Annotated in this window: 24 protein-coding genes and 1 tRNA gene; 9 read left to right on the top strand and 16 right to left on the bottom strand. The window is 70.5% G+C overall.

What is annotated here, in order from left to right:
• Positions 1-5: 5 nt before the first annotated feature.
• On the bottom strand, positions 6-461 hold the full coding sequence (locus ACZ7M7_RS38630) for a GNAT family N-acetyltransferase (RefSeq protein ID WP_427842214.1): 456 nt from the start codon (positions 459-461) through the stop codon (positions 6-8).
• Positions 462-733: 272 nt separating this feature from the next.
• Between ACZ7M7_RS38630 and ACZ7M7_RS38625 the strand changes: the two genes are divergently transcribed.
• Positions 734-1,507, top strand: coding sequence for a LuxR C-terminal-related transcriptional regulator (locus tag ACZ7M7_RS38625; RefSeq protein WP_383617100.1), 774 nt, complete (start codon positions 734-736; stop codon positions 1,505-1,507).
• Between the two features lie 128 nt (positions 1,508-1,635).
• On the opposite strand, the gene tamR is transcribed toward ACZ7M7_RS38625, so the two are convergent.
• A complete protein-coding gene (gene tamR / locus ACZ7M7_RS38620; RefSeq protein ID WP_059196100.1) occupies positions 1,636-2,133 on the bottom strand; it encodes a MarR family transcriptional regulator TamR in 498 nt (165 codons plus the stop codon).
• 103 nt (positions 2,134-2,236) lie between these two features.
• On the opposite strand from tamR, the gene ACZ7M7_RS38615 reads away from it, so the two are divergent.
• From ACZ7M7_RS38615 to ACZ7M7_RS38605, 3 genes are all read left to right on the top strand, one after another.
• On the top strand, positions 2,237-3,046 hold the full coding sequence (locus ACZ7M7_RS38615; protein WP_472125292.1) for a trans-aconitate 2-methyltransferase: 810 nt from the start codon (positions 2,237-2,239) through the stop codon (positions 3,044-3,046).
• Positions 3,046-3,429, top strand: a complete 384-nt coding sequence (locus ACZ7M7_RS38610; RefSeq protein WP_472125289.1) for a VOC family protein — start codon at positions 3,046-3,048, stop codon at positions 3,427-3,429. Before ACZ7M7_RS38615 ends, ACZ7M7_RS38610 begins: the two co-directional genes overlap by 1 nt.
• A 63-nt stretch (positions 3,430-3,492) precedes the next feature.
• Entirely contained in the window at positions 3,493-3,666 is a 174-nt protein-coding gene (locus ACZ7M7_RS38605) for a CsbD family protein (RefSeq protein WP_363039606.1), read from the top strand.
• A gap of 23 nt (positions 3,667-3,689) precedes the next feature.
• On the opposite strand, the gene ACZ7M7_RS38600 is transcribed toward ACZ7M7_RS38605, so the two are convergent.
• Both ACZ7M7_RS38600 and ACZ7M7_RS38595 read right to left on the bottom strand, forming a co-directional pair.
• Positions 3,690-4,367: a TetR/AcrR family transcriptional regulator gene (locus ACZ7M7_RS38600; protein ID WP_427840923.1), complete on the bottom strand. Its 678-nt coding sequence runs from the start codon at positions 4,365-4,367 to the stop codon at positions 3,690-3,692.
• Positions 4,364-5,371: an acyl-CoA desaturase gene (locus tag ACZ7M7_RS38595; RefSeq protein WP_383617112.1), complete on the bottom strand. Its 1,008-nt coding sequence runs from the start codon at positions 5,369-5,371 to the stop codon at positions 4,364-4,366. Before ACZ7M7_RS38595 ends, ACZ7M7_RS38600 begins: the two co-directional genes overlap by 4 nt.
• 307 nt (positions 5,372-5,678) lie before the next feature.
• Here ACZ7M7_RS38595 and ppc point away from each other — a divergent pair, with 307 nt between their 5' ends.
• A complete protein-coding gene (ppc, locus tag ACZ7M7_RS38590; protein WP_383626536.1) occupies positions 5,679-8,411 on the top strand; it encodes a phosphoenolpyruvate carboxylase in 2,733 nt (910 codons plus the stop codon).
• Between the two features lie 81 nt (positions 8,412-8,492).
• On the opposite strand, the gene ACZ7M7_RS38585 is transcribed toward ppc, so the two are convergent.
• The 7 genes from ACZ7M7_RS38585 to ACZ7M7_RS38555 form a co-directional block, all read right to left on the bottom strand.
• Positions 8,493-9,155 carry an LPXTG cell wall anchor domain-containing protein gene (locus tag ACZ7M7_RS38585; RefSeq protein WP_383626534.1) on the bottom strand — a complete coding sequence of 221 codons (663 nt, stop codon included), beginning with the start codon at positions 9,153-9,155 and terminating at the stop codon, positions 8,493-8,495.
• Between the two features lie 137 nt (positions 9,156-9,292).
• On the bottom strand, positions 9,293-9,781 hold the full coding sequence (locus tag ACZ7M7_RS38580) for a hypothetical protein (RefSeq protein WP_383613586.1): 489 nt from the start codon (positions 9,779-9,781) through the stop codon (positions 9,293-9,295).
• Between the two features lie 65 nt (positions 9,782-9,846).
• Positions 9,847-10,449, bottom strand: a complete 603-nt coding sequence (gene pth / locus ACZ7M7_RS38575; protein ID WP_328427139.1) for an aminoacyl-tRNA hydrolase — start codon at positions 10,447-10,449, stop codon at positions 9,847-9,849.
• Positions 10,450-10,638: 189 nt separating this feature from the next.
• A complete protein-coding gene (locus ACZ7M7_RS38570) occupies positions 10,639-11,238 on the bottom strand; it encodes a 50S ribosomal protein L25/general stress protein Ctc (protein WP_472125285.1) in 600 nt (199 codons plus the stop codon).
• A 181-nt stretch (positions 11,239-11,419) separates the two neighbouring features.
• The gene (locus ACZ7M7_RS38565) at positions 11,420-12,400 is read right to left on the bottom strand and encodes a ribose-phosphate diphosphokinase (protein WP_383613580.1); all 981 of its coding nucleotides are present in this window, start codon (positions 12,398-12,400) and stop codon (positions 11,420-11,422) included.
• 133 nt (positions 12,401-12,533) lie between these two features.
• Positions 12,534-13,982, bottom strand: a complete 1,449-nt coding sequence (glmU, locus tag ACZ7M7_RS38560) for a bifunctional UDP-N-acetylglucosamine diphosphorylase/glucosamine-1-phosphate N-acetyltransferase GlmU (protein ID WP_383626528.1) — start codon at positions 13,980-13,982, stop codon at positions 12,534-12,536.
• A gap of 123 nt (positions 13,983-14,105) precedes the next feature.
• Positions 14,106-14,177 (bottom strand) — tRNA-Gln (locus ACZ7M7_RS38555).
• A gap of 264 nt (positions 14,178-14,441) precedes the next feature.
• Between ACZ7M7_RS38555 and ACZ7M7_RS38550 the strand changes: the two genes are divergently transcribed.
• Complete coding sequence (locus tag ACZ7M7_RS38550; RefSeq protein ID WP_383626526.1) at positions 14,442-15,794, top strand: sensor histidine kinase; 1,353 nt, start codon at positions 14,442-14,444, stop codon at positions 15,792-15,794.
• A gap of 52 nt (positions 15,795-15,846) precedes the next feature.
• Here ACZ7M7_RS38550 and ACZ7M7_RS38545 read toward each other — a convergent pair whose 3' ends face one another.
• Entirely contained in the window at positions 15,847-16,341 is a 495-nt protein-coding gene (locus tag ACZ7M7_RS38545; RefSeq protein ID WP_383613571.1) for an SUKH-3 domain-containing protein, read from the bottom strand.
• Positions 16,342-16,417: 76 nt separating this feature from the next.
• Complete coding sequence (locus tag ACZ7M7_RS38540) at positions 16,418-16,933, bottom strand: YwqJ-related putative deaminase (protein ID WP_383613568.1); 516 nt, start codon at positions 16,931-16,933, stop codon at positions 16,418-16,420.
• 316 nt (positions 16,934-17,249) lie between these two features.
• Here ACZ7M7_RS38540 and ACZ7M7_RS38535 point away from each other — a divergent pair, with 316 nt between their 5' ends.
• The 3 genes from ACZ7M7_RS38535 to ACZ7M7_RS38525 all read left to right on the top strand — a co-directional run bounded on the left by ACZ7M7_RS38535 (position 17,250) and on the right by ACZ7M7_RS38525 (position 22,308).
• Positions 17,250-18,275: an SMI1/KNR4 family protein gene (locus ACZ7M7_RS38535; RefSeq protein ID WP_472125280.1), complete on the top strand. Its 1,026-nt coding sequence runs from the start codon at positions 17,250-17,252 to the stop codon at positions 18,273-18,275.
• A gap of 8 nt (positions 18,276-18,283) precedes the next feature.
• Positions 18,284-21,160 carry an SUKH-4 family immunity protein gene (locus tag ACZ7M7_RS38530; RefSeq protein WP_472125277.1) on the top strand — a complete coding sequence of 959 codons (2,877 nt, stop codon included), beginning with the start codon at positions 18,284-18,286 and terminating at the stop codon, positions 21,158-21,160.
• Positions 21,161-21,420: 260 nt separating this feature from the next.
• A complete protein-coding gene (locus ACZ7M7_RS38525; protein WP_472125274.1) occupies positions 21,421-22,308 on the top strand; it encodes a cellulose-binding protein in 888 nt (295 codons plus the stop codon).
• 69 nt (positions 22,309-22,377) lie between these two features.
• Here ACZ7M7_RS38525 and ACZ7M7_RS38520 read toward each other — a convergent pair whose 3' ends face one another.
• The 3 genes from ACZ7M7_RS38520 to ACZ7M7_RS38510 all read right to left on the bottom strand — a co-directional run bounded on the left by ACZ7M7_RS38520 (position 22,378) and on the right by ACZ7M7_RS38510 (position 25,169).
• Complete coding sequence (locus tag ACZ7M7_RS38520) at positions 22,378-23,988, bottom strand: sodium/solute symporter (protein WP_383613556.1); 1,611 nt, start codon at positions 23,986-23,988, stop codon at positions 22,378-22,380.
• Complete coding sequence (locus ACZ7M7_RS38515; RefSeq protein ID WP_472125271.1) at positions 23,985-24,437, bottom strand: DUF485 domain-containing protein; 453 nt, start codon at positions 24,435-24,437, stop codon at positions 23,985-23,987. The genes ACZ7M7_RS38520 and ACZ7M7_RS38515 overlap by 4 nt, the downstream gene beginning before the upstream one ends.
• A gap of 225 nt (positions 24,438-24,662) precedes the next feature.
• Positions 24,663-25,169, bottom strand: coding sequence for a GNAT family N-acetyltransferase (locus ACZ7M7_RS38510; protein WP_472125268.1), 507 nt, complete (start codon positions 25,167-25,169; stop codon positions 24,663-24,665).
• Positions 25,170-25,254 lie beyond the last annotated feature (85 nt).

Here is a 25,254-nt window from a genome sequence, read left to right as displayed (position 1 = left end):
CCCGCTCACGCCAGTCGCTTGGTGAGCGTGTACTCCGTGATCCCCGGCGGATAGTCGGGGATCACACACACCACGTCGTACCCGCGTTTGCGGTAGAACTCCGGCGCCTGGAAGTCCCATGTCTCCAGGCGTACGGCCGTGCAGGCCCGTTCGTCACGGGCCATGCGCTCTGCAGTTGCGAGCAACTGCGAACCCAGGCGGGCACCGCGGTGGCGTTCGTCGACCCAGAGGTACGTGACATGGAGCCAGGTGGTCCAGGTGTGACCCACGAGCCCGCCGGCCACGGCACCTGACTCGTCCAACGCCCAGACCTGGAGCGGATGTTCGCGTTCACCTGGGGTTCCGCGCAGGGCGCGCAGAATCGGGGAGACCGCGGTGTTGGTGTCCCGCAGTCGCCGGCGGAGCAGATCCTGGCGAGATTTGTCGACTTCTGTCTCCAGACGAAACATGCGGCTCACCATAAACGCGTCGGCCAGCCAGTTCTGCAAATTACCTTCCGCTCCTGCGCCCCGCCCGTACTCTGATGAGCAGCACCGGTGGGGGCCGGTGCTGATCAGGGGGCGAGACAGGTCGGGTACGACGCCCGAAGTGGGGGTAGCAGTTCTTGCACGGCGGCGGCCGTGCGGCCATCCACGCTTCGGGCGCCGTGCCCGCGACGGTGTTCGTCTCCCGATGTCGTCCTCATGACGATGGGGTATCCCCTGCTCTTCGGGAGCCTGGGGAAGGGGGTTTCGTGGTTCGCATCCGAGTCCTGGTCGTCGACGACCATCGCATCTTCGCCGAGTCACTCGCCGCCGCGCTGGCGGCCGAGCCCGACGTCGACGTCTCCGCCGCCGGCAGCGGCCCGGCCGCGCTGCGCAGTCTGGAGCGCGCGGCGGCCGAGGGGCGCCGTTACGACGTGCTGCTCGTCGACGCCGACCTGGGCGGCAACGCGCCGGGCATACGGCCGGCCGTACCCGTTCAGGAGGTGGGCGAGGACGGGCTCGTCGACGGCATCTCGCTGGTCGTCGGCGTCCGCTCCGCGCAGCCGGCGGTACGGATCGTCGTCCTCGCAGAGAAGGACGATCCGCGCCGGGCCGCGCTCGCCCTGCAGGCCGGCGCCTCCGGGTGGGTCGCCAAGGACTGCTCGCTGTCCCGGCTGCTCACCGTCATCCGCGGGGTGCTGCGCGACGAGACGCATCTGCCGCCCGCCCTGCTCACAGGGGTTCTGCGGGAGCTGACGGCCGCGCGCAAGCATCGCACCGAGAGCGAGCGGCTGGTGGAGTCGCTGACCCCGCGCGAGCGGGAAGTCCTCCGGTGCATGGTGGCGGGACTGGGGCGCAAGGCCGTCGCCGAGCGCCTGTACCTCTCCCCGCACACCGTCCGCACCCATATGCAAAACGTCCTGGGCAAACTGGGCGTCCACTCCACACTGGCCGCGGTAGCGCTCGCGCGACGGGCGGGGGTCGGCCCGGTGGACCTGGGGCCGACCGGCAGGATCATGCCGGAGGAAAGCAGCAGCGCCTGATCAGCGGGGCTGAGCGGCCGCGCCCCTGTGAGGGGCGCGGCCGGAACTGCGCGACCAGCCACAACGGCGCAGCAGACGATCGACGGCGCAGCGCGGCACTTCCCAGCGCGGCTCTCCCAGCGGAGCGCCTAGCCGGGGATGTTGTCGAACGGCGCCGTCAACTGCCGCAGCAGCCCCGCCAGTTCACCCCGCTGGGCACGCGACAGCTCCGCGAGGATCGCCCGCTCCTGGTCCAGCAGCCCGGCAAGTGCCTGGTCCGCCCGGTCGCGGCCCTCGTCCGTGAGGCGGACCAGCACCCCGCGCCGGTCGCTGGGGTCGGGGAGGCGCTCCACCAGGCCCTTCTTGGCCAGCCGGTCGATGCGGTTCGTCATCGTGCCCGAGGTGACCAGGGTCTGTGTCAGCAACTGCCCCGGGGAGAGCTGATACGGCGTCCCCGCGCGCCTGAGCGCGGTCAGCACGTCGAACTCCCAGGGCTCCAGGCTGTGCTCGGAGAAGGCCAGCCGGCGTGCGCGGTCCAGATGCCGGGCCAGTCTGCTCACCCGGCTGAGCACCTCGAGCGGTTCCACGTCGAGGTCCGGGCGCTCCCGGCGCCATGCTGCGACCAGCCGATCGACCTCGTCCTCCATGACGATCAGTGTAGTGGTTGTGTCGACGTGAAGTCTCTTGACGTCAAGATATCTTGCGGGGCAGGCTGGAGGGCGACAGAAGCGACCGACAGGAGACGCCGCGATGTCCGCTGCCGCCACCCCCACCTGGGACCCCGGCCAGTACCTGCGCCACGCCGATCACCGTGCCCGACCCTTCACCGACCTCCTCGCCCGCGTCCCCGACCTCCCGGGCGACCGGCCGCGCATCGCCGACCTCGGCTGCGGCCCCGGCAACGTCACCGCCGTCCTCGCCGAGCGCTGGCCCACCGCGCACATCACCGGCCACGACAACTCCGCCGAGATGCTCGACAAGGCCCACGTCGACCACGAAGGGCCGACAGCCGGTGGAGGCCACCTCGACTTCGCCCACGCCGACGTGCGGACGTGGACGCCCGACGAGCCGTACGACCTGATCATCAGCAACGCCACGCTGCAGTGGGTGCCGGGGCACGCGGACCGCTTCGGCGAGTGGGTGCGGGGCCTGCAACCGGGCGGCACCTTCGCCTTCCAGGTCCCCGGCAACTTCGACGCCCCGAGCCACCGCCTGATGCGCGACCTCGCCCGTCGTCACGGCCTCACCGACACCCTGCGTCACACCGACGCCGTCCTCACCCCGCAGGACTACCTCGCCCGCCTGACCGGCCTGGACTGCACGGCCGACGTGTGGGAGACGACGTACATCCATCTCCTCACCGGCGACGACCCCGTCCTCGACTGGGTGAAGGGCACCGGACTGCGTCCGGTCCTGACAGCACTCGCCGACGCCCCCGACCAGCGGGAAGCCTTCCTGCACGACTACCGGGCGGCCCTGCGCGAGGCCTATCCGCCCGGCGCCCACGGCACCCCCTTCCCGTTCCGGCGGATCTTCGCCGTGGCACGCCGGGGAGCGTGATGATCGCCGCCGTCGACCATGTCCAGCTTGCGGCGCCGCCCGGCTCGGAGGACCGGCTTCGGGCGTACTACGCGGGCGTCCTCGGGATGACCGAGATCCCCAAGCCGCCTGTGCTCGCCGCGCGCGGAGGCTGCTGGTTCCGGGCGGGGCCCGTGCAGCTGCACCTCGGTGTCGAGACGGACTTCCGGCCCGCCAAGAAGGCCCACCTCGGGCTGCGGGTCACCGGCATCGAGGCGTACGCCGCCCGGCTGGCGGCCCGGGGAGCGGCCGTGACCTGGGACGAGGACCTGCCGGGGCACCGCCGGTTCTACTCGAACGACCCCGTGGGGAACCGGCTGGAGTTCGTGGAGCCGATCGGCGCGAGGCCGGGGATCCCCGTTTGAGGGCCCCGCAGGGGGTCACCCGCTGCGGTGAAACCGACGTCGAGCCTTACGGGAGTGAGGAACGTGGCGAAGGAAGAGAAGACCCGGGCCAAGAAGGAACAGCTCAAGGGCAAGGCCAAGGAAGCGATGGGTCGTATGGCCGGCAACGAGCGGATGACCGCCGAAGGCAAGGCCGACCAGATGAAGGGCGACGCGCGCCAGGCGAAGGAGAAGGGGAAGGACACCTTCAAGCACTGAGTGCGCCGGCACCGCGGAGCGTGTCAGCTCTTGCGGTGCCCTATCAGCCGCGGCTTCGGCTCCAGCCCGTCCAGCCCGTGCCACGCCAGATTGACCAGGTGGGCGGCCACCTCCGCCTTCTTCGGGCGGCGAACGTCCAGCCACCACTGGCCGGTCAGGGCGACCATTCCGACCAGGGCCTGCGCATACAGCGGGGCCAGCTTGGAGTCGAAGCCGCGGTTCTTGAACTCGCGGCCCAGGATGTCCTCCACCTGGGTCGCGATGTCGGAGATCAGCGAGGCGAAGGAACCCGTCGACTGCGGGATGGGCGAGTCACGGACCAGGATGCGGAAGCCGTCCGTGTACTCCTCGATGTAGTCCAGGAGAGCGAACGCCGCCTGCTCGCACAGTTCACGCGGGTGGCCGGCCGTCAGCGAGCTGGTCACCATGTCCAGCAGCCGCCGCATCTCGCGGTCCACCACCACCGCGTACAGCCCCTCCTTGCCGCCGAAGTGCTCGTACACCACCGGCTTGGAGACCCCGGCCTTCGCCGCGATCTCCTCCACCGACGTGCCTTCGAAGCCCTTCGCGGCGAACAGGGTCCGACCGATCTCCAGCAGCTGCTGGCGGCGCTCCGCACCGGTCATCCGGGTACGGCGCGTCCGCCGCGGCTTGTCGTTGCTGGGGGTACTGCTGGAGTCGGTCGCCACGGCGTCAATCATGCCGCCTTTACGGGTTCCTTCCGGCGCCGGGAGCCGCCTTCCTCGCTGTTCCGGCGAGAATCGATACGCGAGCGTGACGGCCAGCGCACGTCGTAGGCCAGGCCGAGCTGCTCGCACCAGCGGATGATCCGCGCCGAGGAGTCGATCTGCCCGCGCTCCACACCGTGCCGCGCCGACGTCGGGTCCGCGTGGTGCAGGTTGTGCCAGGACTCACCGCAGGACAGGACCGCCAGCCACCAGACGTTGCCGGACATGTCACGCGACTTGAACGGGCGCTTGCCCACCGCGTGGCAGATCGAGTTGATCGACCACGTCACGTGGTGCAGCAGCGCCACCCGCACGAGCGAGCCCCAGAAGAAGCCGGTGAACGCGCCCCACCAGGACATCGTCACCAGACCGCCGATCAGGGCGGGCAGCGCCAGCGACAGAATCGTCCAGTAGATGAACTGACGGGAGATCGTCCGGATCGCCGTGTCCTTGATCAGATCCGGCGCGTACTTCTCCTGCGACGTGCGCTCCTCGTCGAACATCCAGCCGATGTGCGCCCACCACAGGCCCTTCATCAGAGCAGGGACCGTCTCGCCGTAGCGCCACGGGGAGTGCGGGTCACCCTCCGCATCGGAGAACTTGTGGTGCTTGCGGTGGTCCGCGACCCAGCGGACCAGGGGGCCTTCCACTGCCATCGAGCCCGCGATGGCGAGGGCGATGCGCAGGGGGCGCTTCGCCTTGAAGGAGCCGTGGGTGAAGTAGCGGTGGTAGCCGATCGTGACGCCGTGGCAGGCGAAGAAGTAGAAGAAGACCAGCAGACCCAGGTCGAGCCAGCTCACGCCCCAGCCCCAGACCAGGGGCACCGCGGCGGCCAGCGCCAGGAACGGGACGACGATGAACAGGAGGAGCGCGAACTGCTCGAGCGTTCCCTTCTTCTCACCGCCGAGCGTGGCAGAGGGGGTGGTGTCGTCGTTCGCCTTCGGGGCGTCTTCGATCACATCGGAGCTCGTGGTCATGGGCGTCCCCTGTGGGGTCGAGGGTTGTGGCAGGTGCCGGGGTCGCAGGAACTGTTCCCAGGTTCCGTTACATCGGTCCCTACGGCTACGTAACCTACGGCGTCGTAAGTATGGCAGTGCGTCGCCCGGCAGCAAGAGCCCGAGAGTCTGCGCGTCCGCATGGACACCTATCCTTGGAGTCGGTCGGACAGCGCGGTCCGCTCTGAATTCTTCCCGGATGCCAGGAGCCGTATGCGGCCCCCGCCGCGCGGCCCCCGGGCCCGAGTTCCCTCCCGGACGAGCTTCAACACTGCAAGGAGCCGCACCTGTGAGCAGTGCCGACGACCAGACCACGACGACCAGCAGTGAGCTGCGTGCCGACATCCGCCGACTGGGTGACCTCCTCGGGGAGAGCCTCGTCCGGCAGGAAGGCCCCGAGCTCCTCGACCTCGTCGAAAAGGTCCGCCGCCTCACCCGCGAGGACGGCGAGGCCGCCGCCGAACTGCTGCGTGGCACGGAGCTGGACACCGCGGCCAAGCTGGTCCGCGCCTTCTCCACCTACTTCCACCTGGCCAACGTCACCGAGCAGGTCCACCGCGGCCGCGAGCTGCGCGCCCGCCGCGCCGCCGAGGGCGGCCTGCTCGCCCGTACGGCGGACCGCCTCAAGGACGCCGACCCCGAGCACCTGCGCCAGACCATCCAGCACCTCAACGTGCGCCCCGTCTTCACCGCGCACCCCACCGAGGCCGCCCGCCGCTCCGTCCTCAACAAGCTTCGGCGTGTCGCCGCGCTCCTGGAGACCCCCGTCCTCGAAGGGGACCGGCGCCGGCACGACACCCGACTGGCCGAGAACATCGACCTCGTTTGGCAGACGGACGAGCTGCGCGTCGTACGCCCCGAGCCCGCCGACGAGGCCCGCAACGCCATCTACTACCTCGACGAACTGCACGCCGGCGCCGTCGGCGACGTCCTGGAGGACCTCACCGCGGAACTGGAGCGCGTCGGCCACAAGCTCCCCGACGCCACCCGCCCCCTCACCTTCGGCACCTGGATCGGCGGCGACCGCGACGGCAACCCCAACGTCACCCCCCAGGTGACCTGGGACGTCCTCATCCTCCAGCACGAGCACGGCATCAACGACGCCCTGGAGATGATCGACGAGCTGCGCGGCTTCCTGTCGAACTCCATCCGCTACACCGGCGCCACCGAGGACCTGCTGACCTCCCTCCAGGCCGACCTGGAGAACCTCCCCGAGATCAGCCCCCGCTACAAGCGCCTCAACGCCGAGGAGCCCTACCGGCTCAAGGCCACCTGCATCCGGCAGAAGCTGGAGAACACCAAGACACGCCTGGCCAGGAACATCCCGCACGAGGCAGGGCGCGACTACCTCGGCACCGGCGAGCTCCTGCACGATCTGAAGCTGATCCAGACCTCGCTGAGGGAAAACCGCGGCGGCCTCTTCGCCGAAGGCCGGATGAACCGGACCATCCGCACCCTGTCCGCGTTCGGCCTCCAGCTCGCCACCATGGACGTACGCGAACACGCCGACGCCCACCACCATGCCCTCGGCCAGCTCTTCGACCGCCTCGGCGAGGAGTCCTGGCGCTACGCCGACATGCCGCGCGACTACCGCGCCAAGCTGCTGGCCAAGGAACTGCGCTCCCGCCGCCCCCTCGCCCCCACCCCGGCACCCGTGGACGCGGCCGGCGAGAAGACCCTCGGCGTGTTCCAGACCGTCAAGCGGGCCCTCGAGGTGTTCGGACCCGAGGTCATCGAGTCGTACATCATCTCCATGTGCCAGGGTGCCGACGACGTCTTCGCGGCGAGCGTGCTCGCCCGCGAGGCCGGCCTGATCGACCTGCACGCCGGCTGGGCGAAGATCGGCATCGTGCCGCTCCTGGAGACCACGGACGAGCTCAAGGCGGCCGACACGATCCTGGAGGACATGCTCTCCGACCCGTCGTACCGGCGCCTCGTCGCCCTGCGCGGCGACGTCCAGGAGGTCATGCTCGGCTACTCCGACTCCTCCAAGTTCGGCGGCATCACCACCTCGCAGTGGGAGATCCACCGCGCCCAGCGCCGGCTGCGTGACGTCGCCCACCGCTACGGCGTCCGGCTGCGCCTCTTCCACGGACGTGGCGGCACCGTCGGCCGCGGCGGCGGCCCGTCCCACGACGCGATCCTCGCCCAGCCCTGGGGAACCCTGGAGGGCGAGATCAAGGTCACCGAGCAGGGTGAGGTGATCAGCGACAAGTACCTGGTGCCGTCACTGGCCCGGGAGAACCTGGAACTGACCGTCGCGGCCACCCTCCAGGCCTCCGCCCTGCACACCGCGCCGCGCCAGTCCGACGAGGCTCTCGCCCGCTGGGACGCCGCCATGGACGTGGCGAGCGACGCGGCCCACGCCGCCTACCGCAAGCTCGTCGAGGACCCGGACCTGCCGTCCTACTTCCTCGCGTCGACGCCGGTGGACCAGCTCGCCGACCTGCACCTGGGCTCGCGGCCGTCCCGCCGCCCCGGCTCGGGCGTCTCGCTCGACGGACTGCGCGCCATCCCGTGGGTCTTCGGCTGGACCCAGTCCCGGCAGATCGTGCCCGGCTGGTTCGGTGTCGGCTCCGGCCTGAAGGCGCTGCGCGAGGCGGGCCTGGACACCGTGCTCGACGAGATGCACGAGCAGTGGCACTTCTTCCGCAACTTCATCTCCAACGTGGAGATGACCCTCGCCAAGACCGACCTGCGGATCGCCGCCCATTACGTCGACACCCTCGTGCCGGACGACCTCAAGCACGTCTTCGACACCATCCGCGCCGAGCACGAACTCACCGTCGCCGAGGTCCTGAAGATCACCGGCGAGAAGGAACTCCTCGACGCCGCCCCGGTCCTCAAGCAGACCTTCACCATCCGCGACGCCTACCTGGACCCGATCTCCTACCTCCAGGTCACCCTCCTCAAGCGCCAGCGCGACGCGGCGGCCGCCGGCGCCGAGCCCGACCCGCTCCTCGCCCGCGCCCTGCTGCTCACCGTCAACGGCGTGGCGGCAGGCCTGCGCAACACCGGCTGATCAGCGAAAAGAGGGGTGCCCCCGTGCTTCGTACGAAGCACGGGGGCACCCCTCTTTCACCGGTTTCTGCACCGCTTCACATCAGGCCTTACGACGCCGGAACACCAGGTATCCGCCCGCGCCCAACAGCGCCGCGGCAGCCGCGGACAGCAGGCCCACCGGGGCACCGTTCCCGGTCTCGGCGAGGTCGCCGTCCGCGCCGCCCTGCGGCGACGGGGACGACGACGGCGTGGCGTTCGGTTCGGGCGTGGAGCCGCCCGGCGTCTCGGGCTCGGGCTCGGAACTGGGCGACGAGGCGGACGGCGTGGCCGTGGCGCCGCCCTCCTCCTCGTCCTCGCAGTCCGTCCAGAACACCTTGTGCTTGGCGGACCCCTTCTCGCCCTCGAAGTTCCAGAACAGCTTGTAGTGACCGTCGGCCAGGGTCATGTCCGCCGTACGGCCATGACCCTCACCGTCCAGAGTGATGGCGCCCGACTTCACCGTCTCGCCCTTGACGGCGGCTGTCGGCGCCCACGCCTCGATGTGCCAGTCGACCTTCTGCGCGCTGTCGAAACCGAACGCGTCCAGGTAGAACTCGCACACGTGGGGCTCGTTCTTGCGCAGTTCCTCGCCGGTGGTGGCGTCATGGATCTTGACGGTGCCGTTGTCACCGGCGGGAGTGGCGTGAGCAGCGGCCGGTGCGCAGAAGACAGCGGCCGCGGCGACGGCGGACAGGGCGCCGACGCGGGTGAGGGTGGTTCGCATGAGGCAGGAGTCCATCTTCGTGAAAGGAGCGGGAAGATGTGGAGGGGGCGGCTCAGCATCCAGCCCGCGTTGACGCCGGGTCAATCACGAACAGACAACACTCAGATCCTCCACAGACATGGAGAACGGCGGACACCTCAGACCGTCACGAATACGGCCGTGAGCAGCGCGACCCCCGACCCCGCCATCACCCACGCCAGCCGCGTGCGCCGCAGTCCGCCCGCGACGACGACCGAGGCCAGCAACAGCGCGCCGCCCAGCGGAACCCAGGAGTACAGGATCCCCGCGGGCCCGGACCGCACGACGGTGTCACCGCTCGGCTTGATCACGACCGTGTACGTCTGCCCCTTACGCACGGCCACGTTCTTCTCGATGACGACCGACTTCCGCGGCTGCGACCCCGCCGAGATCGGCGTGTACGGCCCGCTGCACGAGTCCGCACCGCACCGGGCCACCTCGATCGTGCCGCTCTCCCGGCCCTTCGTGAGCATCACGTGCTGCGCGGTGCCCCACGACGCCCACACGCCCGCGATCAGAATCAGCACCACGACCGTGCCCATCGCCGCGAGCCGCCCGAACCGCAGCGCGGCGAAAGCGCCCTGACTGGAGACAACGGCAGAAGGCATGGCCGCGATCCTTGGCCATGCCCCTACTGCCGGTCAACCTGGGCCCGTTCGGGTGGGCGGACAAGTCAGGAGTTGTACGTGCTTTGCGCCCGCTCCAGCCCTTCGATCACCAGAGCCTCCACCGCGTCCGACGCCCGGTCCACGAAGTAGTCCAGCTCCTTGCGCTCCGCCGCCGAGAAATCCTTCAGCACAAAGTCCGCGACGGGCATGCGCCCCGGCGGCCGCCCGATCCCGAACCGCACCCGGTGGTACTCCGAACCCATCGCCTTGGTCATCGACTTGAGCCCGTTGTGCCCGTTGTCCCCGCCACCCAGCTTCAACCGCAGCGTGCCGAAGTCGATGTCCAACTCGTCATGAACAGCGACGATATTGCCCACCGGCACCTTGTAGAAATCCCGAAGAGCGTTCAGCGGGCCGCCGGAGAGATTCATGTACGACATCGGCTTCGCCACGATCACCCGCCGGTTCAACGGCCCGGGCGGCCCGATCCGCCCCTCGACGACCTGCGCCTGAGCCCGGCCGGCCCGCTTGAACTTCCCGCCGATCCGCTCGGCCAGCAGATCCACCACCATGAACCCGACGTTGTGCCGGTTCCTGGCGTACTCCGGTCCGGGATTGCCGAGGCCGGCGATCAGCCAAGGGGCGCTCGGGTCGGTCGTCACGTCCATGTCTCCTTGCTGTGCTTTCCCGGGGGGTAACCCCCGGACCCCCAGCAGAAACGCCGGTCCGCCGGCGTGACCGGCGCGGACACTGCCAGGCAAGCTTGAGTGATGCACGCCAGCCGCTGCCCCCATCGGGAACAGCGGCTGACGAACCGATGACAGAGCCGAGGATCACGCCTCTGCCAGAGCTGAGGATCAGGCCTCGGCGACTTCCTCGCCCTCGGCGGCCTCTTCGCCCTCCGGGGCCTCCTCGGCCTGCGCGGCCAGGACCTGCAGGACGACAGTGTCCCCCTCGACGGCCAGCGTGGTGCCCTTGGGCAGCGTGATGTCCTTCGCCAGGATGGAGGCGCCGGCCTCCAGGCCCTCGACGGACACGGTGACGGCCTCGGGGATGTGCGTGGCCTCGGCCTCGACCGGCAGCGCGTTCAGCACGTGCTCGAGCAGGTTGCCACCCGCGGCCAGCTCGCCCTCGGCGTGGACGGGGACCTCGACGGTGACCTTCTCGCCGCGCTTCACCAGCAGCAGGTCGACGTGCTCCAGGAAGCCCTTGATCGGGTCACGCTGCACGGACTTCGGGATCGCCAGCTCGTTGGTCTTGCCGTCGATGTCCAGGGCGATCAGGACGTTCGGCGTACGCAGGGCGAGCAGCAGCTCGTGACCCGGCAGGGTCAGGTGCAGCGGGTCGGTGCCGTGGCCGTACAGGACACCCGGAACCTTCGAGTCACGACGGATACGACGGGCTGCACCCTTGCCGAACTCGCTGCGGGTCGCGGCGGAGATCTTGACCTCGGACATATTCACTCCTCGTAGAACTAGAGACGGACGTGGTCACCCGGCCACGAACGGCCTGCTACGAAGAGCGCGTCGATAACGGATCGCCGGCACCTGCGCGAACAGGTACGGCCTCCCTCGCCGAGCAACTGAAGCAGTCTACTCGGACAGGGAGGCCGTTCCCAAAAGGATCTCTATCCCGCGATCACTGCTCGTCGAACAGGCTCGTCACCGAACCGTCCTCGAACACCTCACGCACCGCGTTCGCGACCGTCGGCGCGATCGACAGCACCGTCAGCTTGTCCAGGTCACGGCTCAGCTCACCCGGCGTCGGCAGCGTGTTCGTGAACACGAACTCGCTCACCCGGGAGTTCTTCAGCCGGTCCGCCGCCGGACCCGACAGCACACCGTGCGTCGCCGTCACGATGACGTCCTCGGCGCCGTGCGCGAACAGCGCGTCGGCCGCGGCACAGATCGTCCCACCGGTGTCGATCATGTCGTCGACCAGCACACACACCCGGCCCTTGACCTCACCCACGACCTCGTGGACGGTCACCTGGTTCGCCACGTCCTTGTCACGACGCTTGTGCACGATCGCGAGCGGCGCACCCAGCCGGTCGCACCACCGGTCGGCCACCCGCACACGCCCCGCGTCGGGAGACACGACCGTCAGCTTCTCCCGGTCCACCTTCCGGCCCACGTAGTCCGCGAGCAGCGGCAGAGCGAAGAGGTGGTCGACAGGGCCGTCGAAGAAGCCCTGGATCTGGTCCGTGTGCAGATCCACGGTCAGGATGCGGTCCGCACCCGCCGTCTTCATCAGATCCGCGATCAGACGCGCCGAAATCGGTTCACGCCCACGGTGCTTCTTGTCCTGACGTGCGTAACCGTAGAACGGCACGATCACGGTGATGGAGCGCGCCGACGCACGCTTCAGTGCGTCGATCATGATCAGCTGCTCCATGATCCACTGATTGATCGGAGCCGTGTGGCTCTGGATCACAAAGCAGTCCGCACCGCGCGCCGACTCCTGATAGCGGACGTAGATCTCACCGTTCGCGAAGTCGAAGGCCTTCGTCGGGACAACCCCGACACCCAGCTGCTGGGCGACCTCCTCGGCAAGCTCGGGGTGGGCGCGGCCGGAGAAGAACATCAACTTCTTCTCGCCGGTCGTCTTGATCCCGGTCACAGCACTGTCTCCTCAGAGGTGTCTCAGCTGCCTGTAGAGCGACCTCGGCTGGGCATGGTGGAGGCCGTCTCAGCTGGTGGGGTGCGGGTGTGCACTTATCACGGTACGCCGTGTTTGACGCACCTGTTTCCGGTCAGCCCTCGCCGTCCTCCTGGCGAGACGCCGCCTCAGCCGCCTTCGCGGCCGCACTGCCCGGACGCTTACGGGCCACCCAACCCTCGATATTCCGCTGCTGACCGCGGGCCACAGCCAGCGAACCGGGCGGCACGTCCTTCGTGATCACGGACCCGGCCGCCGTATAGGCACCGTCCCCGACCGTGACAGGCGCCACAAACATGTTGTCCGAGCCGGTACGGCAGTGCGAGCCGACCGTCGTGTGGTGTTTGTCCTGTCCGTCGTAGTTCACGAAGACACTCGCGGCGCCGATGTTCGTGTACTCGCCGATGGTCGCGTCACCGACATAAGAGAGGTGAGGCACCTTCGTCCCCTCACCGATCGAGGCGTTCTTCGTCTCGACGTACGTACCGATCTTGCCCTTCGCGCCCAGCCGCGTTCCCGGCCGCAGATACGCGAACGGCCCCACCGTCGCGTTCGCGCCCACATGCGCACCCTCGGCCACCGTGTTGTCCACACGGGCACCCGCATCGACACGCGTGTCCTTCAGCCGGCTGTTGGGGCCGACCTCCGCGCCCTCGCCGAGATGGGTGGACCCCTGCAACTGCGTACCGGGCAGGACGACGGCATCCTGCTCGAACGTGACGGTCACATCGACCCAGGTCGTCGCCGGGTCGACGACGGTGACGCCGGCGAGCATCGCGTCGGTCAGCAGCCGGTCGTTGAGAATCCGACGGGCCTCGGACAGCTGCACACGGTTGTTGATCCCGGCGATCTCGCGGTGATCGCCCGCCACGGAGGCGCCGACCCGGTGACCGGCCTCGCGCAGAATCCCGAGCACGTCGGTCAGGTACTCCTCGCCCTGCGAGTTGTCCGTACGGACCTTCCCGAGGGCGTCGGCCAGCAGCTGCCCGTCGAAGGCGAACACGCCCGAGTTGATCTCCCGGATCGCCCGCTGCGACTCACTCGCGTCCTTGTGCTCCACGATGGCCGTCACGGCACCCGAGGCGCCGTCGCGCACGATCCGCCCGTACCCGGTCGCGTCCGGGACCTCGGCGGTCAGCACCGTCACGGCGTTGCCGTCGGCGGAGTGGGTGGCGGCGAGGCGGGTCAGGGTCTCGCCGGTCAGCAGGGGAGTGTCGCCGCAGACGACCACCACGGTCCCGTCGACGGCCCCGCCGAGCTCCTCCAGGGCCATCCGTACGGCGTGCCCGGTGCCGTTCTGCTCCGCCTGTACGGCGGTGCGTACGCCGGGGTCGATCTCACCGAGGTGTGCGGAGACCTTCTCGCGGGCGTGCCCCACGACCACGACCAGGTTCTCGGGCTGCAACTCACCCGCGGCGGCGAGCACATGACCCACGAGGCTGCGTCCGCAGATCTCGTGCAGGACCTTCGGTGTGGCCGACTTCATACGGGTGCCCTCACCCGCTGCGAGAACGACGACGGCTGCCGGGCGAATGGCGCTCACGGGATGCCCTTCGGCTGTGGAGGGGGTGGGGTGACATCCGCAGGATACCGGGGTGTTTCGTGGGGGACATGGGAGCGGGCCCTGACTGAGCTGTCAGCAGTCAGAGCCCGAACCGAGCATGTGCTCCCCCGCCAGGACTCGAACCCGGACAGATGGCACCAAAAGCCACAGTGCTGCCAATTACACCACGGGGGAATTAACTCGACTGAACCGGACCTTTGGTCGGGTCGCCGAGTCGGCACCCAACACTATGCCGTACCGGGCGCCTTCCACGCGACGGTACAGGTCGGCCCGGCGATCGCCGGCGCTCTCGGGACGGCGCCGCGGCGGCGCCTGCGGCCGGCTTCGCAGTTCGAGGGATATCGGGTTGTTTCGCTTACGGCCGGTCACGGAGTGTGGTGTAGGCCAGTCCATAAAAGTCGCCGGAAAACCACGGCTGCCCGCCCGTAGGCTGGAGGCATGACCACGACGGGGGAAGAGCAGGCCGGGGAACCGCCACCGGGGGCGGGGCCGTGGTGGTGGGGCAGGTTGCGCAGTGCCGTGCTGGACGTGAGTCTGGCCGTCGTTTCCGCGCTGGAGTGCGGAGCCGAGGGGGTTCGGTTCGCGCGGGATGCCGGGATTCCGGTGGCCGCGGGGGTGGTGTTCGGGGTTCTTGCCGGGTCGGTGCTCCTGGTGCGGCGCCGGTGGCCGATAGCCGTCGTGCTCGTGTCGATCGCCGTCATGCCCGCCCAGATGGGCATCCTGCTGGGCATCGTGGGCCTCTATACCCTCGCCGCGTCCGAGCTGCCGCGGCGGATCATCGCGTCGCTCGCCGGGATGTCGTTCGTCGGGACGCTGATCGTGACGTTCGTGTGGGTGCGCCAGGACGTGGCGCGGGGGAATCTGACCTTCGGGGACTGGGTGATCCCATTCGCGTCGATCACCACAGCTCTCGGTGTCACGGCGCCTCCGCTGCTGCTCGGGCTGTATGTGGGCGCCCGGCGACGGCTGATGGAGAGCCTGCGCGAGCGGGCGGACAGTCTCGAGCGGGAGCTTCAGTTGCTCGCGGAGCGCGCGGAGGAGCGTGCGGAGTGGGCGCGCAACGAGGAGCGGACACGGATCGCGCGGGAGATGCATGACGTCGTCGCGCATCGGGTGAGCTTGATGGTGGTGCATGCGGCGGCGCTCCAGGCCGTGGCGCGGAAGGACCCCGAGAAGGCCGTGAAGAACGCCGCGCTCGTGGGAGACATGGGACGACAGGCGTTGACCGAGTTGCGGGAGATGCTCGGGGTGCTGCGCAGTGGGGGTGCCGCGCGGCAGCCTTCGGATGTGGATCAGCCCCGGGGGGCTGCCGTACCGCTTGCCGCTGTGGGGGCCGCTGCCGCTGCGGCGGCCGATCGGGGGCGTGGCGTCGGCGGGGACGACGTCGGCGCCGAGGGGCCTTGCCTGTCGGAGTTGGACGAGCTGATCGGGCAGTCGGCCGCGGCGGGGATGGTGGTAGATCTGTCCGTGGAGGGGGACTCGCGGGCGTACGCGCCGGAGATCGAGCAGACGGCGTTCCGGGTGGTGCAGGAGGCACTGACGAACGTCCACAAGCATGCGGCGGGCGCGAAGACGCATGTACGGCTCGCGCATCGGGTGTCGGAGATCGCGATGCAGGTGGAGAACGAGCCGCCGCCGGAGCTGTCGTCGGCGTCGCTGGCCCGGCTGCCGTCGGGGGGCAACGGCCTGGTGGGGATGAAGGAGCGGGTCGTGGCGCTCGGCGGGGTGTTTGTGTCGGGGCCGACGGATGCCGGGGGTTTCCGGGTGTCGGCGGTGATTCCGGCGGCGTAGCCGCAGTCCACGGACGCTGGGCCGGTGGTGCCGGTGCGGCCGTCTTCGTGTGTCAGCCCGCTGTCAGCCGTGCCGGTTCTATCCCGGCGACGAGGCCGGCGAGGGCCTGGTCGATGTCGGGGCCGAGGTACCAGTCGCCGGTGTGGTCGAGGGCGTAGATGCGGCCCTCGGTGTCGATGGCGAGGAGGGCCTCGGTGTCGGTTTCGGCACCGAGGGGGCAGACCTCGGTGTCGAGGGCGCGGCCGAGGTCGCCGAGGGTGCGGGCCATGTGGAGGCCGTGGAGCGGGTCGAAGTGGAGGGTGGCGGGGGCGACCTGGCGGCCGGGGCCGGTGGGTGCGAGGTGCAGACCGCCGAATTCGGCCCAGGCTTCCACGGCGGCGGGGAAGACGGCGTGGCGGTGGCCCGCGGGTGAGGCGTGTTCGCGCAGGGTGTCGGCCCAGATCTCCGCTTGTTTGATGTCCCAGCGTCCGGGTTGCCAGCCGGCGGCGCGCAGGGCGGCGTCGACGGGGACGGGGAAGCGGGTGGTGGAGGTGCGGTCGGTGTGCATCTGCCCTTCGTTCGTCGGTGCCTATGGGATGTGCGTGTGGGGTGGGGGTGGGTCGGCAGTCCGTGGCGGGGTGAGGTCAGCCGTCCGCCGCTGCCGGGTCGACGACGCGGACGCCGAAGTGGGCGCTGAGGGCGGTGCAGGCGCGGCAGGGGGTGGCGAAGCTGCCGTGCAGGGGGTCGCCGTCCTCGCGGATCCGGCGGGCGGTGAGTTTGGCCTGTTTGAGAGCTTTGCGGGCTTCGCCGTTGGTCATGGGTTTGCGGGCGGCGCGTTTGCTGCGCGTGGTGTCGGCCGCGGCGATGTGGCGTGAGATGAGGATGGTTTCGGCGCAGCGGCCGGTGAAGCGGTCGCGTTGACCGCTGGTGAGGGTGTCGAGGAAGTCCTGGACGAGCGGGTGCAGTGCGGGGGGCTGGTCGCCGCGGGCGGCGGTGCCGGTGAGGGTTTCGCCGCGGACGGAGAGGGCGGCGGCGACGGTGGGGAGTATGCCGTCGCGGCGGTGGCGGAGGGCGGGCGCGTGGGGGTTTTCGGTGGCGCTCCAGCCGATGCGGGGGTCGCCTGATCTGGCGGCGGGTTGGCCTGTCTGCGTCGCGTTCATGTTCTCATCCCCTCCCGAGCATCCCCCGGGCATGCTCTCGGACGTCACAGAGTGCCAAATGGCGTGGCGGGTGCGGAAGCTGGGGCGCCGCGACACGCCCGGGTTTGGGCAGGCTGTCACGGCAGGGTGACGGCTGGTCACGGAAGCGGAGGGGGTCACAACCGGCGCCGGTGACCGGTGTCGTCGTACCGCATAGGCTGTCGGCACCGCTTTCCATGCAGTGACGTGTGGACGGGGACGAGACAGTTGATACGGGGCGTTGTGACCGAGAGTGGTCATGGCGGACCGTATCTGAACGCCGCAGGGGGCAACCGCCATGACGACAGGTCGGCTCGGGCTGGGGGCACCTCCCGGCCGCCAGGCCGGGGGACACGCCGCGCCGCCGAACGCGGCCTACGCCGGGCAGGTCGTGCATTTCCCGGATCCGGTTCGCGCGTCGCGTCACCCGAGAGGAGTACGGGTGGACGAGCGTGGTCACCCCGAATTCTCGCCGTATGCGCGCGCGGCGGTGGAGATCGCGGAGCCGCCGGAGGGCTTCGGGGTCGACGAGTTGCGGCTGACGGACTATGTGTCGGCGAACGCGGCGCTGGCGGCGTCGGGGCACGAGTTGTGGGACACGGTGCCGGCGGTGGCGACGCCGCACGGCTGGACGTGGCATCACGTGGTGGGTTCGCGGCGGCTGGAGCTGGTTCCGGTCGAGGTGAAGGCGTTGCTGCGGCATCACGGCGGTATCGCGACGTCGGCGGTGGAGCACGACAAGCGGGGGACACGGCCGTTGCAGGAGACGCGGCCGGCGCACTTCCGGCTGCCGAAGTCGGGTGTGGCGGTGACGGAGGCGCAGGCGCTGGGGGTCGAGGAGGATCTCGGGTACCGGTTGCCGGGGGCGTATCGGTCGTTCCTGAAGGCCGCGGGCGGATGTGCGCCGGTGGGGACGGCGTTGGACGCGGAGTTGGGTCTGCTGGTCGACCAGCCGCTGTTCACGGTGCGGGACGAGGCCGCGGTCAATGACCTGGTCTATGTCAACAAGTGTCTGCGCGACCATCTGACCAAGGACTACCTGGGCGTCGGGTTCGTGCAGGGCGGGTTGCTGGCCGTGAAGGTGAAGGGCGACCGGCTGGGTTCGGTGTGGTTCTGCGCGTACGACGACGCGCGGGACGTCGATCCTTCGTGGGCGCCTGCGGAGCGTGTGGAGCGGCTGTTGATGCCCTGCGGTGAGGACTTCGACGCGTTTCTGTCCCGGCTGGCGGGTTCTCCGCCGGAGTTGGAGACGGTGGCGAATCTGATGGTGGACGGTGGGTTCGCGCGTGTGGTGCCCGTCGCTGCCGCGGCTGTGGGGGAGTGAGCTTCGCGATGGTGACGTTCGCACAGGCGCAGGAGCGTGCGGAAGAGTGGATCAACGGCGAGGTGCCGGCGTACCAGCATCGTGAGGTGCGGGTACGGGAGTTCGGGCTCGGCTTCGTGGTGTGGGCCGAGGACCGCGCCGACGGTCCGCGGTCGGACGGGGGCGCGCAGCGGCTGGTGATCGCCCGGGACAGCGGGGAGGCCACGTTGTGGCCCGGGCTGCCGGTGGGTGAGGTGATTCGCCGGTACGAGGAGGAGTACGGCCGTGGGGACGCGGCTGCGCAACCGGCGCCGGCGGCTCCGGCGCGGGTGGATCTGAATCAGACGTCGTTCCTGCTGACTCCGCCGGAGTGGTTGCAGGAGGCGGCGGACCGGATAGGGGTTCCGGACCGGCGGGACGGGGGCTCGGGTTCCGGTTCGGGCTCGGCTTCGGTTTCGGACTTCGACACCGGTGCGGTCGGCGGTACGTCGGGTGCCGGGTCGTTGCCCGAGACGCAGGGCGGGGTGCCGGTGGGTGCCGCGTCTTCGTCCACTCCTCCGCCGCGGGAGCCCGGGGTGCCTGAAGGGGCGACTCCCTGGGCCGGTACGGACACCAACGCCGATGCCGGCGAGGACCGTTCGGTGCCGTTGCCGGAGACGGTGTTCGCACCGCCGCTGAGCGGTGACGACGCCACGCCGCCGGACGCCAAGACGGCACTGATGTCGGGCGGCAGCCAGCTTCCGAAGACCGCGGTCTCGCCGGCGCTGGACGGTTCCGACGTGCCGGGCGCGACGCCTCCGCCGCAGGGGGCGCCTCCTTCGTACGGGTATCCGCAAGGTGCGGCCGGTCCGGGTACGCCGCCTCCGCCGCCGGGTGCGCCTTCGTACGGCTATCCGCAGGGACCGGGTGCGCCGGGTACGCCTGCGCCGGGTGTCCCCGGGGCGGGTGCCACGCCGCCGCCCGCACCTTCCTACGGATACCCGCAGGGTGCGCCGCAGGCTCCGGAGACGCCCGGGCGCTCGCTCGCGCCCAACGCCGGTGACATCGCCGATGCCGCGACCAGCAAGGCGGCGCCCCCTCGTGCGCGGGGTGGGGCCACGCCGCCGCCTCCGCCAGGGGCTCCGGGGACACCGGGCGCTCCGGGTACGCCGGGGGGCGGGTACGTTCCGACGCAGCTGGTGTCGTCGCTCGGCCCCGACGGGCCCGAGGGCGCTGCCGGGCCGGGGGCTCCGCAGGGTCCGGGTGCCGCGAGCGGGCCCGGTATTCCGCAGCCGCCGGGTGCCCCGGGTGCGCCCGGCATGCCCGGCGCCCCGCAGCCTCCGGGCATCCCCAACCCGCCCGGCACGCCCGGCGGTACGCCCCCGGGCGGTGTGCACCATGCCGCGACCGTGCTGGCCGACCCGAGCCTGATGGGCGGCGCCCCGCAGCCGCCGGGACCGCCTGGACCTCCTGGGGCGCCGGGTGCGCCGAATCCGTCCGGTCTTCCCAACCCGCCTGGTGCTCCCGGCGCTCCGGGTATGCCTGGTGCGCCGCATGCGCCCGGCATCCCGAACCCGCCCGGTGCTCCGGGCGCTCCGGGTATGCCCGGTGCGCCGCAGCCGCCGGGTGCCCCTGGCGCGCCCGGTGCTCCGGGTGCCCCTGGCGGCGCTCGCGATGGCGTTCACCACGCGGAGACGGTGTTCGCCGCACCTTCGGTGGGCGGACCCGGTGTGCCGCCCCCACCGTCCGCGCCCGGCGCGCCGCAGCCGCCCGGGGCTCCAGGCATGCCGCCGGGCGCACTCGGCGTGCCGCCCGGCGTCCCCGGTGCCCCGCCCGGAGCCCCGGGTATGCCGCCCGGTGCGATGGGCACGCCGCCCGGCGCCCCCCAGCCCCCGATGCCGCCCGGCCCGGGGCAGCCCCCGGCGTACGGCTACCCGCAGCCGCCCGCCGGTCAGCCGACCGTGGGCCCCGGCTACCAGGCCGTTCTCCGCTACCGCGCGCAGGACGGGTCGGAGCAGCAGCTGATCCGGCGTTCGGCGCCGGGTACGCCGCATCCGGAGTGGCAGATCTTCCACGAGCTGCGGGGCATGAACGTGCCCCCGGACCAGGTACTGGAGCTGCACACCGAGCTGGAGTCGTGTGAGCTGCCGGGCGCGTACTGCGCGCGGATGATCCGGGAGCAGTGGCCGCAGGCGCGGATCACGTCGATCGCGCCGTACGGCACGGACCACGCGAGCCGGCAGCAGGGCATGCAGCAGCTGATCGCCCATCAGGGCGAGTTGCACCAGGTCGCCGACGGGCCCGCCCGGCCGGCGCCGGTGCGTGTCCCGGTGCAGCCGGTGCAGCCGGTGCCGCCGATTCCGCCGGAGGGTGTGGCGCAGGAGCTGGCGGGGGCGTTCGGGCCGGGGCTCTTCCGGTTCGAGCAGGCCGCCGTGTCCCGGCAGGGTGTGCCGCCGGTCGTGGCGCACTGCCTGGTGGTCGGTGGTCTGCCGATGGACATGGGTCCGTTCTTCTGGGCGCAGGCCCAGCCGGGGCGGCCCGTTCCGACGCTGGCGGAGCTGGCGCAGGAGCGCGGGGTGCAGCCGGCGTCGGACGCGGGGTCGTACCTGGTGATGGGCAGCGACTTCGGCAAGGCGCTCTGTGTGCAGTACGGGACGGCGAACATCGTCGCCGTGCCCGTGGAGGCGGGCCCGGGCGGCGCGCCCGTACCGCCGCAGTTCGTGAATACGGGCCTGCCCGAGTTCCAGCGCTGTCTGGCGCTGCTGGGCCGGATGTGGCGTCTTCGCTTCGGCCTGAACCAGGAGCAGGCGGGCCGCTGGACCGTCGACTTCCAGGCCCAGCTCGCCTCGCTCGACCCGGCGGCGCTCGGGTCGCCGGAGAGCTGGTGGTCGGTGCTGCTGGAGCAGATGTGGGACGGGCTGCTGTGACGCCGTGCGGCTGCTCGATGTGAGGTGATGTCACCCGACTGCCGCTGACGGCGGCGTGCGGGTTGTGAAAGGGCCGGCTCCCGGTTGTGCGACCGGGGCCGGCCCTTTGCGTATGCGCTACTCGCCGCGCCTTTGTGCCTCTGTGCCCACCGAGCCGTGCCTCCTGCGCGGAGTGTCGCGTTATGAACGCTTCCGCCCGATACATCAAGATGTGCGCTAAATCATCATTTCGCATCCGTTCGGCGGAGAGGGGTTCAAGGATGAGCAGCGCACCGGTCCCGCTCTACGACTTCGTGGTCGTACGAGGGCGTGGCTACCGTCCCGAACAGGTCGACGCCTACATCGACGACCTGTTTCGCGACCGTGACGCCGCCTGGGAGCGGGCCGCCCGGCTCACCGTGCTCGCCAGGGAGATGGATGCGGAGGCGGAGCGGCTGCGCGAGGTGGTGGACGAACTCGACCCGCAGACGTACGAGGAACTCGGGCATCGGGCGTGGCGGCTGTTCGAGATGGTGCAGGAGGAGGCCGCCGCCGTGCGGGAGGGCGCGCGCAAGGAGGCGCAGCGGCTGATGGAGGAGGCTCAGACGTACGCGGACGAGGTGCGTGACGCGGCACAGGCGCACGCCGACGCCGTGAACGCCGAGGCCGAGGAGTGCGCCCGTCAGCGGTTGCTCGCCGCGCGCGGTGAGGCGGGCGAGATCCGCATCGCCGCCCGGCGTGAGGTGAAGGAGGAACGCGGGGAGGTGCTCGGCCCGATGCGTGAGGCGCGCCAGCGCACCAAGGTGTTGCTCGCCCAGCAGGCCAAGGAGCACGCCGAGCGGGAGGAGGAGGCCGCGCGGGAGGCCGAGAAGGGGCTGGCCGCGGTGGAGACGTCGGAGCAGGAGGGGGTGGCGCGGGCCGAGGCCTCGTTGGCCGAGGCACAGCAGGAGCTCAAGGACGCGGAGACCACGTCGAAGACCCTCCAGGAGGAGGCGCGGGCACGGGCGGAGGAGGTGGTCGAGCAGGCGCGCAAGCGGGCGGAGGAGATCGCCCGGGACACGGAGCAGGTGCTGCGCGAGCACGGGGAGACGTGGGACGAGGTGCGCATGCAGATGGACCAGATGCGCAACAGCCTCTCGACGCTGGAGCGGCAGGCGGCCCTGGAGTGAAGCGGGGCCGGGATCCGGGGCGGACCCCGACCCCGGCCTCCGTGAGGCCCCGGCCTTCGTGAGGCAGGCTCAGTTCCCCCTGCGTACCGCCCCCGCCAGAATCCACCCCTCGACGGCCTCGTACTGCCGCCGATGTTCCTCCGACTTGCCCCGTCCCGACACGACCGTCCCCAGCCAGCCGAAGAGGAACCCGGCCGGAATCGACACGAGCCCGGGTGTGGTGAACGGGAACCAGTTGAAGTCGGCTTCGGGGAAGGCCGAGATCGGCGACCCGGAGACCAGATTGGTCCCCGGCATCAGCACCAGCACGACCAGCGAGCCGCCGATCAGCGTCCACAGCAGACCGGACCGCGTGTACCGGCGCCAGAAGAGGCTGTAGACCAGGGCCGGGGCGATCGCCGAGGCGCCCAGCGTGAAGGACAGCGTCACCAAGGGCTGAAGACTGCGGTGCTGGACCATCGTCGCCAGCACGATCGCCGGGACGCCCACCGCCAGCGCCGCCAGCCGGGCCACCATCATCTCGCGGCGGCCGGACAGCTCCCGCAGCCGGGTGGCGAACACGTCGTGGGCCAGGGAGTTGGCGCAGGCGAGGATCATGCCGGCGACCGAGGCGAGCACGGTCAGGAAGATGGCCGTGGTGACCGCCGTGAACAGCAGCGTCTCCGCGGTGGAGACCTCGGCGCCGAACGCGGCCCTGGAGCCCAGCAGATACGCCGTGTTGCCCTGCGGGTCCGCCCCGGCGATCACCTCGCGTCCGATCAGTGCCGTCGCGCCGAAGCCGACCACCGTGATCACCAGCACGAACAGCGCCACGCTCGACACCGCCCAGGACATGGAGCGGCGCACCTGACGGGCGCCCGACGCCGTGTACATGCGCATGGTGATGTGCGGCAGGACCGCACCGCCGAGGACGACCGCGAGCTGGGAGCTGATCATGTCGAGCCGGGGGTGCGGACCACCCGCGAACTGCAGGCCCGACTCCAGGAACGCCGAGCCGACCCCGCTCCCGTCCGCTGCCGCGTTGAACAGGGCGCCCGGGTCCCAGTCGAACCGGTCCAGCACCATTACGGCGACCACGGCGCCCGATCCGAGCAGCATGACCAGCTTCAGGATCTGGATGAGCGCGGTGCCCTTCATTCCGCCGATCGCCGCGTAGCTGATCATCAGCACGCCCAGGCCGACGATGCACCCCGTCTTCAGGCTGTCGCTCGAGAATCCGAGGATGAACGCCAGCAGCTGCCCGGTCCCGGCCAGCTGCACGAGCATCAGCGGCACCAGCGCGGCCAGCGTCACCGCGCAGGCGGCGATCCGTACACCCCGCCCCGGCATCCGGCGCGCGAGCGCGTCGCCCATGGTGAACCGGCCCGCATTGCGCAGGGGTTCGGCCAGCAGGAACATCAGCAGCATCAGCGACAGGGCGGTACTCAGGGCCAGCACGATCCCGTCGTAACCGCACAGCGCGACCACACCGGTGGTCCCGAGGACGGTGGCCGCGCTGATGTAGTCGCCGCCGATCGCCAGGCCGTTGCGCATCGGCGACAGGGAGCTGTAGCCCGTGTAGAACTCGTCGAGGTCGTCCCGGTCCGGGCCGGTCATCACGCACAACAGCAGCGTGACGGTGGCCACCGCGCAGAAGGCGACCAGCGACATCGCCTGCGCGTTATCGCTGAAGTCCGTCATCGCCACGTCTCCCTCTGCCCCGTGCTCTGCCTGCCCGCTTCCCGCTTGCCCGCTTCCCGCTTGGCGTCCACCGCGGCCTCCCTGCGGATACGGTCCGCGAGCGGGTCGACGTAACGCCGGGCGGTGTGCTCGTACAGCCATATCGCCAGCCAGGTGACCGGCAATTGGAGCAGCGCGAGCAGCAGGCCCGCGGGCAGACCGTCGGCGACCGTACTCGACATGAACCCGGGCGCGAACGCGGACAGGATCAGGAAGAGGGTGAAGTAGCCGAGCGCGGTGAGCGTCGCCACGCGCCGCTGCCAGCGGTAGGCGGTGCGCAGGATCCGCAGGTCACGGTGGTGGCCGAGGGGTGGGTGATCGGGGGTTCGGTGCTGTGGGGGTGGGGGTGGTTGCGGCGGGTCGGGGGTTTGCCAGGGGTACCCGGCGTATGGGTCGTACGGGGAGGACATCCCGGTGCTCCTTGCGTGACTCGGGTCCGGTGCGGCGGACCGCAGGGAGTGTGGGGGGCGGGCGAGCCACGCACGTTACTTCGGAGTACCTGTTGAACGCGAGGGTTTCGTCAAACTGAGTGGTCGGTATGCACTTCCTTCACCGAACCGTGTCTGACCTGGTGTGTTACCCCCGTTAACTCTGACTTTTGAGTCGGCTATGAGCTACAGCAGGCGACGGTTGCGCTACTTCAGGTGAGCCGGCGCGTCAGGCGAGCGCCGGTAGCGGACCCCGGGCCGTCCGTCGATGGTGATGTCCTCCACCACCGTGAAGGCATTCCTCTCCAGGACGATCCGGGAGGCGCGGTTGTCCAGGGTGGTGACGGCGACCAGCGACGTCAGTCCGTACGTCGTCGCGGCCATCCGGCACAACTGTGCCACCGCCGCCGTGGCGACGCCCTTGCCGGCCGCTCGCTCACCGACGCGGTACCCGAGTTCGGCGCAGCCGTCCTCGGCGTCCATCAGGTTGACCCGTCCGACGATGTGGCCTTCGTCGTCCAGTACGACATGGAAGTGGCAGATTCCGGCGTCCTGTTCGGCCAGCAGGGCCTGGTGCCGGGCGGCGAACCCGGCGGCTTCGAAGTACGCGTCGCCGCGGTCCGGGATGGTACGGGCGAAGTACGCCCGGTTCTCCGCCTCGAAGGCGAGAAGGGCGGGCGCGTGGTCGGCGCGCAGGCGTTCGAGGGTCAGCATGACGGCCAGGGTAAGGGTCCGTCCGCGGTACCACCGGGCGTCCGGAGGAGGGGACTCCGGGGCGACGCCCGGTCAGGGGCAGCGG

Source organism: Streptomyces sp. NPDC111606 (assembly GCF_055656945.1).
The sequence above is the reverse complement of the archived record's forward strand: the minus strand, read 5'-3'. Positions and strand labels throughout refer to the sequence as shown.

Bases quoted from the DNA above. Each gene is read 5' to 3' on its own strand.
- ACZ7M7_RS38515 (WP_472125271.1), bottom strand. From the start codon at position 24,437: ATGTCCTCCCCGTACGACCCATACGCCGGGTACCCCTGGCAAACCCCC.
- ACZ7M7_RS38525 (WP_472125274.1), top strand. From the start codon at position 21,421: ATGAGCAGCGCACCGGTCCCGCTCTACGACTTCGTGGTCGTACGAGGG.
- ACZ7M7_RS38610 (WP_472125289.1), top strand. From the start codon at position 3,046: ATGATCGCCGCCGTCGACCATGTCCAGCTTGCGGCGCCGCCCGGCTCG.
- ACZ7M7_RS38535 (WP_472125280.1), top strand. From the start codon at position 17,250: ATGACGACAGGTCGGCTCGGGCTGGGGGCACCTCCCGGCCGCCAGGCC.
- ACZ7M7_RS38545 (WP_383613571.1), bottom strand. From the start codon at position 16,341: ATGCACACCGACCGCACCTCCACCACCCGCTTCCCCGTCCCCGTCGAC.
- ACZ7M7_RS38530 (WP_472125277.1), top strand. From the start codon at position 18,284: ATGGTGACGTTCGCACAGGCGCAGGAGCGTGCGGAAGAGTGGATCAAC.
- ACZ7M7_RS38595 (WP_383617112.1), bottom strand. From the start codon at position 5,371: ATGACCACGAGCTCCGATGTGATCGAAGACGCCCCGAAGGCGAACGAC.
- ACZ7M7_RS38550 (WP_383626526.1), top strand. From the start codon at position 14,442: ATGACCACGACGGGGGAAGAGCAGGCCGGGGAACCGCCACCGGGGGCG.
- ACZ7M7_RS38630 (WP_427842214.1), bottom strand. From the start codon at position 461: ATGGTGAGCCGCATGTTTCGTCTGGAGACAGAAGTCGACAAATCTCGC.
- ACZ7M7_RS38600 (WP_427840923.1), bottom strand. From the start codon at position 4,367: ATGATTGACGCCGTGGCGACCGACTCCAGCAGTACCCCCAGCAACGAC.
- ACZ7M7_RS38585 (WP_383626534.1), bottom strand. From the start codon at position 9,155: ATGCGAACCACCCTCACCCGCGTCGGCGCCCTGTCCGCCGTCGCCGCG.
- ACZ7M7_RS38615 (WP_472125292.1), top strand. From the start codon at position 2,237: ATGTCCGCTGCCGCCACCCCCACCTGGGACCCCGGCCAGTACCTGCGC.
- pth (WP_328427139.1), bottom strand. From the start codon at position 10,449: ATGGACGTGACGACCGACCCGAGCGCCCCTTGGCTGATCGCCGGCCTC.
- ACZ7M7_RS38580 (WP_383613586.1), bottom strand. From the start codon at position 9,781: ATGCCTTCTGCCGTTGTCTCCAGTCAGGGCGCTTTCGCCGCGCTGCGG.
- tamR (WP_059196100.1), bottom strand. From the start codon at position 2,133: ATGGAGGACGAGGTCGATCGGCTGGTCGCAGCATGGCGCCGGGAGCGC.
- ACZ7M7_RS38510 (WP_472125268.1), bottom strand. From the start codon at position 25,169: ATGCTGACCCTCGAACGCCTGCGCGCCGACCACGCGCCCGCCCTTCTC.
- ACZ7M7_RS38570 (WP_472125285.1), bottom strand. From the start codon at position 11,238: ATGTCCGAGGTCAAGATCTCCGCCGCGACCCGCAGCGAGTTCGGCAAG.
- ACZ7M7_RS38520 (WP_383613556.1), bottom strand. From the start codon at position 23,988: ATGACGGACTTCAGCGATAACGCGCAGGCGATGTCGCTGGTCGCCTTC.
- ACZ7M7_RS38540 (WP_383613568.1), bottom strand. From the start codon at position 16,933: ATGAACGCGACGCAGACAGGCCAACCCGCCGCCAGATCAGGCGACCCC.